This window comes from Crenalkalicoccus roseus (assembly GCF_004761865.1).
GTDB lineage: Bacteria > Pseudomonadota > Alphaproteobacteria > Acetobacterales > Acetobacteraceae > Crenalkalicoccus > Crenalkalicoccus roseus.
On sequence record NZ_SJDM01000001.1, the window covers coordinates 164550 to 178439 of the forward strand.

At 75.0% G+C, this 13890-nt stretch carries 16 protein-coding genes; 6 read left to right on the forward strand and 10 right to left on the reverse strand.

Annotation, left to right across the window (positions count from 1 at the left end):
• The first annotated feature begins 64 nt into the window (after positions 1 to 64).
• The gene (locus ET526_RS00760; RefSeq protein ID WP_135465747.1) at positions 65 to 1015 is read left to right on the forward strand and encodes an SMP-30/gluconolactonase/LRE family protein; all 951 of its coding nucleotides are present in this window, start codon (positions 65 to 67) and stop codon (positions 1013 to 1015) included.
• Here the strand turns inward: ET526_RS00760 and ET526_RS22290 are convergent.
• Entirely contained in the window at positions 1002 to 2585 is a 1584-nt protein-coding gene (locus tag ET526_RS22290; RefSeq protein WP_135465748.1) for a sensor histidine kinase, read from the reverse strand. The two genes, ET526_RS00760 and ET526_RS22290, sit on opposite strands and share 14 nt — an antisense overlap.
• 124 nt (positions 2586 to 2709) lie before the next feature.
• Here ET526_RS22290 and ET526_RS00770 point away from each other — a divergent pair, with 124 nt between their 5' ends.
• The 5 genes from ET526_RS00770 to ET526_RS00790 all read left to right on the forward strand — a co-directional run bounded on the left by ET526_RS00770 (position 2710) and on the right by ET526_RS00790 (position 6153).
• Positions 2710 to 3411, forward strand: a complete 702-nt coding sequence (locus ET526_RS00770) for a LutC/YkgG family protein (RefSeq protein ID WP_135465749.1) — start codon at positions 2710 to 2712, stop codon at positions 3409 to 3411.
• A 10-nt stretch (positions 3412 to 3421) separates the two neighbouring features.
• On the forward strand, positions 3422 to 3985 hold the full coding sequence (locus ET526_RS00775) for a Smr/MutS family protein (RefSeq protein ID WP_135465750.1): 564 nt from the start codon (positions 3422 to 3424) through the stop codon (positions 3983 to 3985).
• Positions 3982 to 4347, forward strand: coding sequence for a helix-turn-helix domain-containing protein (locus tag ET526_RS00780; protein ID WP_135465751.1), 366 nt, complete (start codon positions 3982 to 3984; stop codon positions 4345 to 4347). The genes ET526_RS00775 and ET526_RS00780 overlap by 4 nt, the downstream gene beginning before the upstream one ends.
• Positions 4348 to 4457: 110 nt before the next feature.
• Positions 4458 to 5096 (forward strand): lytic transglycosylase domain-containing protein, encoded by a 639-nt coding sequence (locus ET526_RS00785; protein WP_158295445.1) that lies wholly within the window; start codon positions 4458 to 4460, stop codon positions 5094 to 5096.
• An 82-nt stretch (positions 5097 to 5178) separates the two neighbouring features.
• Positions 5179 to 6153, forward strand: a complete 975-nt coding sequence (locus ET526_RS00790; protein WP_158295446.1) for a Bug family tripartite tricarboxylate transporter substrate binding protein — start codon at positions 5179 to 5181, stop codon at positions 6151 to 6153.
• Between the two features lie 81 nt (positions 6154 to 6234).
• On the opposite strand, the gene ET526_RS00795 is transcribed toward ET526_RS00790, so the two are convergent.
• From ET526_RS00795 to ET526_RS00835, 9 genes are all read right to left on the reverse strand, one after another.
• Positions 6235 to 6915 carry a class I SAM-dependent methyltransferase gene (locus ET526_RS00795; protein WP_240048212.1) on the reverse strand — a complete coding sequence of 227 codons (681 nt, stop codon included), beginning with the start codon at positions 6913 to 6915 and terminating at the stop codon, positions 6235 to 6237.
• A 170-nt stretch (positions 6916 to 7085) separates the two neighbouring features.
• Entirely contained in the window at positions 7086 to 7970 is an 885-nt protein-coding gene (locus tag ET526_RS00800) for a DMT family transporter (protein WP_135465755.1), read from the reverse strand.
• A gap of 87 nt (positions 7971 to 8057) precedes the next feature.
• Positions 8058 to 8576 (reverse strand): GcrA family cell cycle regulator, encoded by a 519-nt coding sequence (locus tag ET526_RS00805; protein ID WP_135465756.1) that lies wholly within the window; start codon positions 8574 to 8576, stop codon positions 8058 to 8060.
• 480 nt (positions 8577 to 9056) lie between these two features.
• On the reverse strand, positions 9057 to 10019 hold the full coding sequence (locus ET526_RS00810; protein WP_135465757.1) for an acetamidase/formamidase family protein: 963 nt from the start codon (positions 10017 to 10019) through the stop codon (positions 9057 to 9059).
• Between the two features lie 134 nt (positions 10020 to 10153).
• The gene (locus tag ET526_RS00815; RefSeq protein ID WP_135465758.1) at positions 10154 to 11140 is read right to left on the reverse strand and encodes a magnesium transporter CorA family protein; all 987 of its coding nucleotides are present in this window, start codon (positions 11138 to 11140) and stop codon (positions 10154 to 10156) included.
• A gap of 88 nt (positions 11141 to 11228) precedes the next feature.
• Positions 11229 to 11927: an acireductone synthase gene (gene mtnC, locus ET526_RS00820; protein ID WP_135465759.1), complete on the reverse strand. Its 699-nt coding sequence runs from the start codon at positions 11925 to 11927 to the stop codon at positions 11229 to 11231.
• A 25-nt stretch (positions 11928 to 11952) separates the two neighbouring features.
• Positions 11953 to 12498: a 1,2-dihydroxy-3-keto-5-methylthiopentene dioxygenase gene (locus ET526_RS00825; protein ID WP_135465760.1), complete on the reverse strand. Its 546-nt coding sequence runs from the start codon at positions 12496 to 12498 to the stop codon at positions 11953 to 11955.
• Positions 12498 to 13163, reverse strand: coding sequence for a methylthioribulose 1-phosphate dehydratase (locus ET526_RS00830; protein ID WP_135465761.1), 666 nt, complete (start codon positions 13161 to 13163; stop codon positions 12498 to 12500). Before ET526_RS00830 ends, ET526_RS00825 begins: the two co-directional genes overlap by 1 nt.
• Before the next feature lie 103 nt (positions 13164 to 13266).
• Entirely contained in the window at positions 13267 to 13539 is a 273-nt protein-coding gene (locus ET526_RS00835; protein WP_135465762.1) for a twin-arginine translocase TatA/TatE family subunit, read from the reverse strand.
• Between the last annotated feature and the right edge of the window lie 351 nt (positions 13540 to 13890).

Below are 13890 nucleotides of genomic sequence, written 5' to 3' on the forward strand. Positions count from 1 at the left end.
CTTCCGCGCCCGGTGCCCTGCCGGCAGGATCGCGCGACGGCCACCCCGAGGGAGGAAACCGCCCATGCCCGAACCCTGGCGCCCGAGCGAACGCTACCCCGACCCCGCGATCCGCGCCCTGGATCCCGCCTTCCGCCGGTATCACCTGCCGCTCTCGGCCGTGGAGCGGCTGTGGCAGGGCTCGCGCTGGGGGGAGGGGCCGGTCTGGCTCGGCGACATCCGCTGCCTGCTGTGGTCCGACATTCCGAACGACCGCGTGCTGAAGTGGGAGGAGGAAACCGGCGCCGTCTCGGTCTGGCGCAGGCCCTCCAACAACGCCAACGGCCACACGCGGGACCGCCAGGGCCGCATCATCGCCTGCGAGCATGCCGGGCGGCGCGTGGTGCGCTTCGAGTATGACGGCGCCATCACCGTGATCGCCGACAGCTACCGGGGCAGGCGGCTGAACTCGCCGAACGACGTGGTGGTGAAGTCCGACGGCTCGATCTGGTTCACCGACCCGCCCTTCGGCACCTACGCCTTCTACGAGGGCGCGAAGGTGCAGGCCGAGCTGCCGCACACCAACACCTACCGCGTGGACGGGCAGACCGGGGAGATCACCCTCGTCGCCGACGACGTGGACCACCCGAACGGCCTCGCCTTCAGCCCCGACGAGGCGATCCTCTACGTCATCGAGAGCCGCAGCGACCCGCGCAACATCCTCGCCTACGACGTCGGGCCGGACGGCCGCACGCTCCGCAACCGCCGCGTCCTCTACCGCTGCCAGCCCGGCGAGACGCCGGACGGGTTCCGCGTGGACATCGACGGCAACCTCTGGTGCGGCTGGGGGATGACGGCGGAGTTCGACGGGGTGCGCGTGCTCAACGCCGCCGGCGCGCCGATCGGGCACATCCACCTGCCGGAGCGCTGCGCCAATGTCTGCTTCGGCGGGCGCAACCGGAACCGGCTGTTCATGGCCGCGGCGCAGTCGCTGTACTCGCTCTACGTGAACACGCAGGGCGTCAAGGGCGGCTGACAGGGCCGGCGGCGGCGCCGGGCACCGCCGCGCGCGCGGCCGCCGGGATCCCGTCGCGGCCGGACGGCGCCGCAGCGGCGAGGACCCGCCGGGCCGGGAAGCGCATCTCGCAGGCCAGCCCCTCGGGCCGCCAGTCGCAGGCGATCCGCCCGCCGAGCTGGTCGCGCACCGTCGCCTCCAGCACGCGGGTGCCGAAGCCGCGCCGTGCCGGCGGGCCGGGCAGCGGCGGCCCGCCCGTCTCCGCCCAGCGCAGCCGGAACTCCTCCTCCTCCACCGTCCAGCGCAGCGCCACGGCGCCGCCGGGCCGCGACAGCGCCCCGTGCTTCACGGCGTTGGTGGCCAGCTCGTGCAGCACCATGGAGAGGGGCTGCGCCGCCTGGGTGGCGAGCAGCACCGGCGGGCCCTCCAGATGCGCCTGCGCCGCCCCCGGCTCCCCGGCCAGGCCGAGGAAGGGGCGCAGCTCGCCCTCGGCGAGGCGCCGCAGCTCCGCCCCCTGCCAGCGGCTGGCCGCGAGCAGCGACAGGGCGCGGGCGAGCGCGGTGACGCGCCCCTCCACCGTGCGCGCGAAGGCCTCCGGATCCTCCCGCGGCGTCAGGCGCAGCGCCGCCTGCACCACGGCGAGGGCGTTCTTGGCGCGGTGGTCCACCTCGCGCGCCAGCAGCGCCTGGCGCTCCTCGGCGCGGCGGCGCTCGGTGATGTCGCGCAGCACCCCGCGCACCTCCCAGGCGGGCACGCCGGCCTGCACCTCCCCGGCCACCTCCACCCAGGCGGCGCGCCCCTCGGCGGAGAGCACGCGGAACTCGGCGCGGAGCGGCCCGCCCGCCGCGGCCAGGCGGGCCGCCGCCGCCTCCAGCGCCGGCCGGTCCTCCGGGTGGGCGAGCACCGGCGCCCCGCCAAGGAAGAGCGGCGCCTCCGGGTCGAGGCCGAGGACCCGGCGCAGCGCCGCCCCCGGCTCACCCCCGCTCTCGAAGGCGAGCACCCCGGCCGCCTCCTGCGCCCGGCGCAGCCGCGCCTCGGCCGCCGCCGCCTCCCGCGCCAGCCGGGCCTGCAGGCGCAGCTCCAGCTCGTCCACCGCCATGGCGGCGAGGCTCGTCAGCCGCCGCCGCTCGGCGGGGCGCAGGCCGCGCGGGCGTGGCCTCGGCGAGAGCACGGCGAGGGTGCCGATGCGGTGGCCCTCCGGCGTGCGCAGCGGCGCCCCGGCGTAGAAGCGGATGCGCAGCCCCCCCGCGACCAGCGGGCTCGCGGCGAAGCGCGGGTCGGAGGCGGCGTCGCGCACCACGAACACCCCGTCCTGGCGGATGGCGTGGTCGCAGAAGGCGAAGGCCCGCGGCAGCTCGCGGATGCCGACGCCGAGATGCGCCTTCCACCACTGGCGCGTCTCGTCCACCAGCGAGACCAGGGCGATCGGCGTGCCGAACAGCTCCCGCGCCAGCAGCGCCAGGCGGTCGAAGGCCTCCTCCTCCGGCGTGTCGAGGATCCGGTAGCGGTGGAGGGCGTCGAGGCGGGCGGCCTCGCCCGCCTCCGCCGGGTTCCGCGCCCCGGTCTCCGCCGCGCCGCCGGCACCCCGCATGAGCCCCCAGCCTTGGTTGCAGTGCGGTAGTATAGCATTCGGTTACATTGCGATGGAACAATCCGGGCCGCTGGCGCGGATGACGCGCGGGCCCCATATACCGGCCCTCCCAGGGGTTGATGCGATGTCGAAGGACGCCATCCTCGGCGCGATCCGCCGCGGCCTGCGGCGCGGCCCACTGCCGCCCGACCAGGCGGCGATGCTGACCGGGCGGCTGGAGCGTCATCCGCGCCACCTGATCCCGGCGCGCTCCCGCCTGCCGCGCCCGGCGCAGGTGGCGCTGTTCGTGCGCAACGCCGAGAAGGAGTTCGCCACCGTCGAGCGGGTGCCCGACCTCGCCGCCGTGCCCGCCGCGCTCGCCGACTACCTGGCGGCGCAGAACCTTCCCACCCGCCTCGTCATGGCCCCGCATCCGGAGCTGCGGGCGATCCCCTGGCAGGACCGGCCGCTGCTGCAGATCGAGGCGCGCCGCGCCGAGGCGACGGACCTCGTCGGCGTGCAGCACGGCTTCGCCGGCATCGCCGAGACCGGCACGCTGATGCTGCCCTCCGACCCGGCGCGGCCGACCACGCTGAACCTCCTGCCGGACACGGCGGTGGTGGTGCTGCGCGCCTCCCGCATCCTCGGCGCGTACGAGGAGGGCTGGGACCTGCTGCGGGCCGAGGGTGGCGGGGCGATGCCGCGCGCCGTCATGCTGGTCACCGGCCCCTCGCGCAGCGCCGACATCGAGCAGACGCTGGAGCTCGGCGCCCACGGCCCGCGCCGCCTGCACATCCTGCTGGTGGAGGACGACCCGGCGGCGCTCGGCCCCGTCGCGGAGGGGTGAGGCCCCGACGATGTCCCTCCGCCGCTCCCGCCAAGGCCCGAGCGAGGCCGAACGCGCGCTGTGGCACGCCTGGGCGGCGCGTGCCGGCGTGGTGCCGCTGCCCGGCCGCGCCCCGCCGGCGCCGGCCCCCGCACCGACCGCCCCGGCGGCGCCCGTCTCCGCCGCCGTTCCCCCGCTGCCCCGCCCAGCCTCGGCGCCGCTGCCGGAGCTGCGCGTCGGCCAGGCCCCGGGCGGGCTCGACGCGCGGCGCTGGCGGGACCTGCGGCGCGGCCGCACCCGGCCCGAGCGCACGCTCGACCTGCACGGGGTGCGGGCGCAGGAGGCGCATGCGGCGGTGCACCGCTTCCTGCTCGGGGCCCGGGCCGAGGGGCTGCGCTGCGTGGCCATCGTCACCGGCCGCGGCTCCTCGCCCGAGGGGGGCGTGCTGCGGCGGGAGCTGCCGCACTGGCTGAACGGGCCGGAGCTGCGCCCGCTGCTGCTCGGCGCCGCGCATCCGCACGCCGCCAATCCCGGCGCGGTGCACCTGCTGCTGCGCCGCGCCCCCGCCGCGGACCGGGGGCGGGGCGGGCGATGACCCCCTTCGGAGCGCGGCTGCGGGCGCTGCGCGAGGCGCGCGGCGTCTCCCTCACCGAACTCGCCGCGGCGCTGCATGTCTCCCCCGCCTACCTCTCGGCGCTGGAGCACGGGCACCGCGGCCGCCCTTCGGCCGGGCTGGTGCACCAGGTGAACGAGTTCTTCGGCCTGATCTGGGACGACGCGGAGGAGATGGTGCGCCTCGCCCGCCTGTCGCATCCGCGCGTGGTGCTCGACACCTCCGGCCTCAGCCCGGAGGCGACCGCCTTCGCCAACCGCCTCGCCCGCGAGATCCGCCGCCTGCCCCCGGAGACGATCGCGGCCCTGGCCGCGGTGCTGGACCGGCTGCCGCCGGAGGGCTGAGACGGCCGGCGGCATCGCCGCGGCCAAGCGGGTCGGGAAATGCGGCCGCCGGCATCAGCCCGCGCCGGGACATGGTTGACGGGCCGGGCCCGGCGCCATCACCTCGCGGCATGAGGCGCCTCCCTGCCCTGGCCGCCTGGCTCGCCCTGCTCGCCGCCCCTGCCGCCGCGGCGCCCGACCCCTGGCGCGCCTGCGGTCAGGCGATCGCGCGGGTGGAGCCGGGCTCGGGCCTGCCACCGGGGCTGCTCGGCGCCATCGCGCAGGTGGAGAGCGGCCGCCCCGACGCCCGCGGCCGCAGGGTGCCCTGGCCCTGGGCCTACAACGCCCAGGGCGAAGGGCGCTGGCCCGAGACGGAGGCGGCGGCGCGGGCCGAGGTGGCGGCGCTGCTCGCGGCAGGCGTGCGCTCCGTGGATGTCGGCTGCATGCAGGTCAACCTGCTGCACCACCCCGCAGCCTTCGCGAGCCTCGAGGAGGCCTTCGATCCGGAGGCGAACATCCGCTACGCCGCCCGCCTGCTGCGCTCCCTGCACGCGCGGAGCGGCAACTGGGCGGAGGCGATCGCCCTCTACCACTCGGCGCGGCCGGAGCACGGGCTGCCCTATCACCGCCGGGTCGCGCTGGCGCGGCTCGGCACCAGCCTCGATGCCGCGCGCAGCCTGTGCGCGCCAGGCCTCTCGCCGGCGCTCGCGCTGCGCGGCACGCCGGCCCGCCCGCGGGTGGTCTGCCGCCGGCCGGGGCGCCCGGGGTGAGCGCCCGCCGCAGGGTCACGCTCCCGTTCGGTTCCGATCCCCGGCGATCCGCTCTATCGTCCGCGGGACCAAGGAGGACGCCATGCTCGATCGTCGCGCGCTGCTCGGCGGCGCCGCCCTGCTGCCATTCGCCGCCCGGGCCCAGACCCAGCCCGCCTGGCGGCCGCAGGGGCCGGTGCGCATCATCGTGCCCTTCCCGCCCGGCGGCACCGTGGACCCGATCGCGCGGCTGGTGCAGCCGCATCTGCAGCAGATGCTCGGCCAGCCGATCGTGATCGACAACCGCCCGGGCGCTGGCGGCACGGTCGGCACCGCCCTCGCCGCGCGCGCGGCGCCGGACGGGCAGACCTTCCTGTTCGTCTTCGACACCCATGCGGTGAACCCGTTCCTGATGCCGAACCTGCCCTACGACACGAAGCGGGATCTGGCGCCGCTGATGCTGATCGGCACCGCCCCGAACGTGATCGCCACCGGGGCGAACAAGCCCTGGCGCACCGGCCAGGAGCTGATCGAGGCGGCGCGGGCGCGGCCCAACACCATCGCCTGCGGCTCGATCGGCAATGGCAGCCTCGGCCACCTGACGCTGATGCTGATGCAGGAGCACGGCAACGTCCGGCTGATCCACGTGCCCTATCGCGGCGGCGGCCCCGCCACGGCGGACGCGATCGGCGGGCACATCGACACGGTGATCGGCTCGCTGGCGCTGATCGCGCCGCACGCCGCGGGCGGGGCGCTGCGGCCGCTGATCCAGACCGGGGCCGAGCGCTCGCCGCTGATGCCGGAAGTGCCGACGCTCGGCGAGCTCGGCATCCCCAACGTGGTCTCGATCGCCTTCTGGGGCGCGCTGGCGCCGGCCGGCACGCCGCAGCCGGCGCTCGAGGGTTTCCACGCCGCGCTCGCCCGCGCGCTGCGGATGCCGGAGGTGGAGCGGCAGCTCACCGAGATGCAGGGGATGCGGCTCGTGGTCTCCTCGCCCGAGGAGTTCGGCCGCTTCCTCGACGAGCAGATGGAGCAGTGGGGCGCGGTGGTGCGGCGCTACAATATCCGGCCCGACTGATCGGGGCGCCGCCCCCCGTCCGGGGCCGGCCCTTGGAGCAGATCCCGTTCGGGTGGCCTCACCCGAACGGGTGAAGTGGCCCTAGCCTCCGGCCGGCCGGTTCGGCACCCGCACCAGGGTGAACAGGCCGAAGGGCGGGCAGGGGGTGATCTCCGTCGCCGCGGCCGGGTTCTCGAGCAGGTCGCCGAGGGTGAAGTCCGGGTGCCAGCCGAGCACGCGCGACAGCGGGGCGAGGGTGCGCTCGGCCCACCAGCGCAGCCCGCCCTCGGCGGCGAAGTGGTTGACGAAGAGCAGCTCGCCCCCCGGCCGCACCACCCGCCGCATCTCCCGGTAGAGGCGGCGCGCATCGGGCACCACGGTGGCGGTGAACATGGCCACCGCGATGTCGAAGCTGCCATCGGCGAAGCCCATGCACTCCGCGTCGCCCTCGACCAGGCCGGCGACGTTGCCGAGGCGCCGCTCGGCCACGCGGGCGCGGGCGCGGCTCAGCATCTCGCGCGAGAGGTCGATGCCCACCACGCGCTTCTCCGGCGCGTAGTGCGGCAGGGCGAGGCCGGTGCCGACGCCGACCTCGAGCACCCTGGTGCCGGGCATAGCGTTCACCGCCGCCACGGCGCGCAGGCGCCCGGCGCGCGAGACGGCGCCGAACACCTCGTCATAGACCCCCGCCCAGCGCCGGTAGGCCTGCCGCACCGCCTCCGCATCCAGCGCGGCACGCGGGTGGCCGGGCCGGGTGTCATGGTAGAGCCCGGTATCCGGAATGGCTTGTCTCCCTCTCCGTGCGGTGGACGGGCGCCCCTGTTGCGGGTTCTCCCGTGATGGCGGATCACGCGCCGGGGCGGCGGAGCCCCTTCCCGATCGTCCGCGAGGGGGGATGCGCTAGACCCTTCGCGCGCCCGGCGCAAGGCACCACGGCGCCCCGGACAGGAGCGTTACGCCCGCGTCCTGCCCGCCGCCCGGGTCCGTTCCGGCAGCGCCACCAGAACGCCGCCCAGGGCGATGACGGCGGCGCCAAGCAGCGTCGCCGCGTCCGGCCATTCGGCGAAGACCACCATGCCGGCGAGCATCGCCCAGACGAGCTGGCTGTAGGAGAGGGGTGCGAGCAGGCTGGCCGGCGCCCTGGCATAGGCGAGCACCAGCAGCCCGTGCCCGGCCCCTCCGAGCAGGCCGAGCAGCGCGAGCAGCGCCCAGTCCGCCGCCGCCGGCGGGGTCCAGACCAGGGGCTGGGCGAGGGAGGTGGCGAGCGTCGCGGCAAGGCTGGTGTGCAGGATGGTGGTGCGCGGATCGTCCACCGTGGCGAGCCGGCGCGTCAGGATCTGGTACACCGCGAAGGCGGCGGCGGTACCGAGCGGCAGCAGCGCCGCCCAGTGCATCGGCGCCCCGCCGGTCAGGAAGGGCGGGCGGAGCGCGATCAGCACCCCCACCAGGCCGACGCCGACGCCGAGCCAGCGCCGCCAGCCCACCCGCTCCTTCAGCCAGGCGGCGGCCAGCGCCACGGTCAGCAGCGGCGAGGCGAAGCCGATCGCCGTGGTGTCGGCAAGCGGCAGATGCACGAGGGCGGTCGAGAACATCAGGTTGCAGGCGGCGAGCAGCAGGCTGCGCACCGCCTGCAGCCCGGGCGCGCGGCTGCGCCAGGGCAGGTGGCCGGTGAGCAGGCGCAGCGCCAGGGCCATGACCAGGAGCCCGAACAGGAAGCGCGCCCACATGAGCTGCGGCACTGCGTACTGCGCCGCCAGCGCCTTCACCAGCGTGTCCATGCAGACGAACAGGATCAGCGCGGCGAGGTGCAGCGCGACGCCGAGAAGCGTGCCGCTCATGGGGCGCGGCGGTCCTGGGGCATGGGGCGGCCTCGCCGCTCGGGGGCGGCGCGCGGGGCGCCGCCGGCCACGGCGGTCAGGCGGGGATCAGGCGGCGTCCTCGCGCCGGTCGCGCAGCCGCACATAGGCGACCGCGGCGTGGTCGGGGCAGTAGGGCTTGCCGGCGAGCGCCTCGGCCTCGCAGAAGCGGAATTCCGGCGTGCCAGGCTCGCCAAGGGGCCAGCAGCAGCTCCGCAGGCCGGCGCGGGGGAAGGGCCGCACCACGGCGGCGGGCGCGGCGGCCGGCGGCGGCGCCGCCTCCGGCCGGGGTGCGGTGGCCTGCGGCGTCGCCGGCTGGCCGGGTGGTGCGAGGCGGCGTAGCGGCGTCGGCGCGCGCGGCGCGGTGGCAGGGCGCGGCGCAGCGACGGAGTTCGGCGCGGCGACGGGGCGGGGCTCCGCCGCGGCGTCGCGGCGGATCGGGCTCGGCCGGGCGGGAAGGTTCAGCCGGTGGGCCTTGCCCACCACGGCATTCTTGGAGATGCCCATGCGCCGGCCGATCTCAGCGGTCGAGTGGCCTTCAGCCCAGAGGGCGCGAAGCTGATCCACCGCGTCCGATGTCCACTCCATGTGGTTCTCCCTGGCCCAAACCTACCAGATCTCGTGGCCCGCAAGATACGGTAGGTCAACGCAGGCTGGCACCACAAGTTCTGGAAAGGCACCGGGCGCAAAAAAGATGTGGAAAACTGACCTGAAATCACCTTGAGGTTGAGAGCGTATACTCTTCCCGCCACGCCCAGCCAAGGGCCCAAGCGTGGTCGCGGCACGGAATTCGCAGGCGGGGCTGCCCGCGAGGGGGCTGCCCGCGAGGGGGCGGCCGGGCTGGGGTGGATCCTCGGCGGCAGGATACGCCCCCAATGATGAAGATACCGTCAAGACGCCGGGGCCGAAGCGCCGGCGCCGCCCTTGCGGGTTTCGCCGGGAGCCGGGGCGAACGGACAACGCCCTAGAGCAGATCGCGGACGGTTGGAAACAGCCGGGAGCGTGACTCTGCTTCTACAAACAATGGGCTGGGGCCGTTTCCGCGTTCATGGCCAAATCGAAACGATCCTAGAACAGCAGCCCTTTGCGCAACATCCCGTGCACGCCCTTCTCGCCGTTCACCGTCTGGGTCACGTGGAAATCCACGGCGAGCGAGCAGAGCTGGTAGGCATCGGCGGCGGAGAGGTTGGCGCGCGCGGCGATGAAGCCGATCATCTCGCGCAGCGCCTGCTTCATGGCGAGGTCGAGATCCTCGTGCATCCCCATGCTGATGAAGTGCGTCGCCGTCTCGGCGCGGGGGAAGCGCAGCACCGGGTCCCGCGGGCCGCCGCCCTTCTCGATCTCCAGGCGGAACCGGCCGGTGAGGCACATCTCGAGCGCGTTGATGCACACCTCCCCGTCGCCCTGCACGCCGTGCCCGTCCCCGGCGGAGAACAGCGCGCCCTCCTGGAACACCGGCAGGTAGAGGATGGCGCCCTCCCCGAGTTCCTTGTTGTCCAGGTTGCCGCCATGGGCGCGCGGCTCCTTGGTGGAGATCTGCCCCCATTCGGCGGGCGGCGCCACGCCCATCACCCCGAAGAAGGGGGCGAGGGGCAGGGTGATGCCGGGCCCGACCGGCACGGTGCAGGTGCGCGCGGCGCGGTCCACCGGGATGTGCAGCACGCGGCGGTAGGGGAAGTCCTCCGGCAGGGTGCCGACCAGCGGGCGGAAGCCGCAGAAGCCCCAATCGGCGCCGAGCTCGATGCTCTCCACATGCACCGCCAGGCAGTCGCCCGGCTCGGCGCCCCTGACCGCCACCGGCCCGGTGAGGATGTGCGGGCCGAGGCGCGGCACGGCGTCGTGGATCGCCAGCAGCTTCGGCGGGATGGCGAAAGGCCCGTCGCGGGGTGGGATCTGCTCCGGCCCGCCGGAGACGCATTCCAGCACCACCGCATCGCCCGGCTCGACCGTGGCGACGGGCGGGAAGGCGGCGTCGAAGGCGCCCCAGCGCACGGTCTGCGGCGTGGCCTCGATGCGGTGGATGGCGGGCATGCGGTCGGTCCCCCTGGTCCTGGCGGCGCCATGCTTGCGCGCCCCACCGCCGCCGGGTCAATCCCGCGCTGTGGCGGCGGGACAGCGGGGCCGGGCCCGGCCCGGGGTTCCGCGCCCCGGCCGGCGCGCCGGCCTCACAGCCAGCCCTTGCGCTTGAAGTACACGATCGGCAGCACCGCCGAGACCACCATCAGCCCGAGCGCGAGGGGGTAGCCGACCTTCCAGTGCAGCTCCGGCATCAGGTCGAAATTCATGCCGTAGATGCTGGCGATCAGGGTCGGCGGCATCAGCGCCACCGAGGCCACGGTGAAGGTCTTGATGATCGCGCTCTGCTCCACGCTGATGATGCCGAGCACCGCGTCGAGCAGGAAGTTCGCCTTGCTGTTCAGGAAGTTCGCGTGCTCGACCAGGGAGCGCACGTCGCGCACCAGGGATTTCAGCAGCGGCTGGTTGTCGCGCCGCACGGCGTGCGCCTTCTCGGCGCCGGTGAAGGTGAGGATGCGCGAGAGGCCGAGCAGCGTGTCGTTGGCGCGCGCCGTCACCTCCCCCACCTGGCCGAGGGTGATCAGCACCCCGCGCAGGTCGGCGCTGCGCGCGCTGGCCTTGGCCTTGGCGCGGGCGTCGCGGAAGGTCGCCTGGCTCGCGCGGTCCATGTCGGCGCCGACGCGCTCCAGGATGTCGGCGATGCGGTCCACCACCTGCTCGAACAGGTGCAGCATCACCGCGTCGGGGCTGGCCAGCAGCATCGCCGGGCTGCGCCGGCAGCGGGCGATGAAGATGTCGAAGGCCCGCGGCGTGGCGTGGCGCACCGTCACCAGGTTGGCGGCGCCGAGCACGAAGGTGATGGGGGTGGAGCCCATCTCCCCGGACTCCACGCCATGCAGGAAGGAGGCGGTGAGGAACAGGGCCTCCCCCTCCCGGTAGAGGCGGGAGGTGCTCTCGATCTCCTGCATCTCCTCCCGCGTCGGGATCTCGAGGCCGAGCGCCCGGCGCAGCGCCTGCGCCTCCTCCGCCGTCGGGTGCAGCAGGTCTATCCACACCGCGCGGCGCAGCGCCTCAGGCTCGGCCACGCCCTCGCGCACCGCGAGCCGGCCATCCTCGACGGTGTAGCTGGTCATCATGCGGCAGGGGGCTCCGGGCGCCGGTCGGGCGCGCCGGTTCTATCCCCCGCCCCGGGCGAAGTCACGCGGCGGGCGGCGCCCGCCCAGGCTAGCCGCAGGGCAGCGAGAACAGCCGCGCCACGGCGGGGAAGTCCTCCGCCTCCGGGTGGCGGCCGGAGGGGCGGGTGCCGTCGGCGGCGCGCACCACCTGGCAGGTGCGCATCCCGGCGGCGGCGGCGGCGTCCAGCTCCTCCGTCACGTCGGAGAGGAACAGCACCCCGCCCGGCGCCAGGCCGAGCTTCACGGCGATCGCGGCGTAGCTCGGGCTTTCCCGCTTGGAGCCGACACGCGTGTCGAAGAAGGCGGTGAAGAGCGGCGTCAGGTCGCCCGCCTCGCTGTGCCCGAAGAGCAGGCGCTGCGCCTCCACCGAGCCGGAGGAGAAGACGGCGAGGCGGAGCCCCGCCGCGCTCCAGGCGCGCAGGCAGGGCGCGACGTCCGGCCACAGGTGGCCCTTGAGCCGCCCGTCCAGGTAGCCCTGGCGCCAGATCAGCCCCTGCAGCGCCTTGAGCGGGGTGACCTTGGCGTCCTCCGCCATCCAGGCGCGCAGCGTCGCGCGCGGCTCCTGGCCCGGCGCGTAGGCGCGCACCTCCTCGAGCAGCGCCGCCACCTCGGGCTCCGCGCCATGGCGGTCGAGGAAGGCGTCGAGCGCCGCCTCCGCGAAGGGGAAGAGGCGGTCCTTCACGAAGGCGATGGCGGTGGTGGTGCCCTCGATGTCGGTCAGCACCGCGAAGGGACGGCCGGGGTTCATCGCTGCGCGTCCTCTCCCTTCCCGCTCAGGCCGTGACTGGGAACCGCTCCGCGATGTCGCTGCCGGTGTAGTGCGGCACCCAGCCCGAGGTGTCGAGGAACACGCGCAGCGCGATGAAGCGCGGCTCGGTCCCGGCGTCGAACCAGTGGCGGGTGTTGGCGGGCACGCTGATCAGGTCGCCCTGCTCGCAGCGCGCGTCCCATACCTTGCCGTCCACATGCATGACGAAATTGCCGCCGCCCCGCACGAAGAAGCGGATCTCGTCCTCGGTGTGGACGTGCTCCTGCAGGAATTTGGCGCGCAGCGCCTCCTTCTGCGGGTGCTCGGGCGTCAGGCTGATGACGTCGGCGCTGCCTGCCGCGCCGAGGCCCATGCCGGCCATCAGCGCGTCGAGATGCGGACGGTAGGCGGCCAGGATCTCCTCGGGGCCGGCGCCGTCCGGCACCTCCACCCCCTCCCAGCGCTCGAAGCGCACGCCGATGCCGCGGAGCGCCTCGGCGATGCGGGCGGGGTCCTCGGTGCGCAGCACCTCCTCGCGGGTCTCGGCGTCCCAGACGGTCAGGCGGCTCATCAGGCGACCCTCCTCTCCTCGGCGGCCGGCGCGATCCGGTTCCCGAGGCCGAGCCTCAGGGTCTCCAGCTCGCTGGCCAGCATGAATTCCAGGGCCTCCAGCCGCGCCAGCGCGGCCGGCATGTCGGCGCCCCACACATAGAGCCCGTGGCCGCGGATCAAGTAGCCCGGCACCACGGGGACGGGCATGGCGTCCCAGCGCCGCTCCACCGCCGCCTGCAGGCGGGCGATGTCCTGGTCGTTGTCGAGCACCGGCACCTCCGCCGAGGCCTCGTGCGTCGGCAGGCCCGGAAAGGCCTTCAGCAGCTCGTAGCCGCCGAGACGGAGGCTCCGCCCCGCGGCGCGGGAGAGCACGGTGGCCGGCACGGAATGGCCATGCAGCACCGCTCCGGCCTCCGGGAAGCGGCGGTAGATGCCGCAATGCAGCCCGGTCTCGGCCGAGGGGCGCGCGGCGGGGTCCTCCGGCCGGCCGGCGAGGTCCACCACCATCACCCCGGAGGCGTCGAGGAACCCCTTGTGCCCCCCGGAGCGCGTGATGGCGACCCTGCCGCCGGGCAGGCGGAGGGAGATGTTGCCGGCGGTGGCCGGCACCCAGCCGAGGCGGTCCATGCGCCGCCCGGCCTCGACGATCTGGGCCGCGGCGGCGGCGAGGGCGAGGTCGGTCATCGTTCGGACAGGTCCGGCGAAAGGGCGCCCACCCCTTGCGGGATGCGCGCCCCTCTGCGCGTCGGGTTGTTCGGTGAGGGCGGGCGCGGCGCGCCCGGACGCCTCAGGCCGCCGGACGGCTGGCCTGGGTGCTGGCCTGGCTCTGCGCCGTCTGCGACCCGGCGGGGCCGGGGATGCTGCCCGCGGGCCCGGTGCCGGGCGCGGGCGGCGCGCTCTCGGCCAGGGAGGCGTCCTTCTCGTCCTCCTTGATGTTCTGCTTGAAGGCCTTGATCCCCTTGGCGAGGTCGCCCATCAGCCCGCTGATCTTGCCGCTGCCGAACAGCAGCAGGATGACCAGCAGCACGACGAGCCAGTGCCAGATGCTGAAGGTGCCCATGTGCAGCCTCGATGACCTTGTTGTGCCCGCCACCCCTCGGGCGCGGAACGACCAGTGCTGGCGGCCGGCGGACCTTCCCCCCGCCACCCGATGACCGGGGAGGACAGTAGAGCCCCACCCCCGGCGACGCAAACCCGAGATGGCGAGGCAGGGGCCCCGAGACAACGGGGTTGAATCCCGAAATCGCCACTGCCATACAGGCGGCCGATCCGGGCCCCTCTGGTCGCGGGGCCGGGCGTCGTGGCGGCAGAGCCGCCGCGCCGTCCCACCCGCGGCGATGTCGGATCGCGTGCAACCATCGCGCGATCGGGCCCGGTCTCTCGGCGCAGGACCCGACCGCGTCGGAGAGGA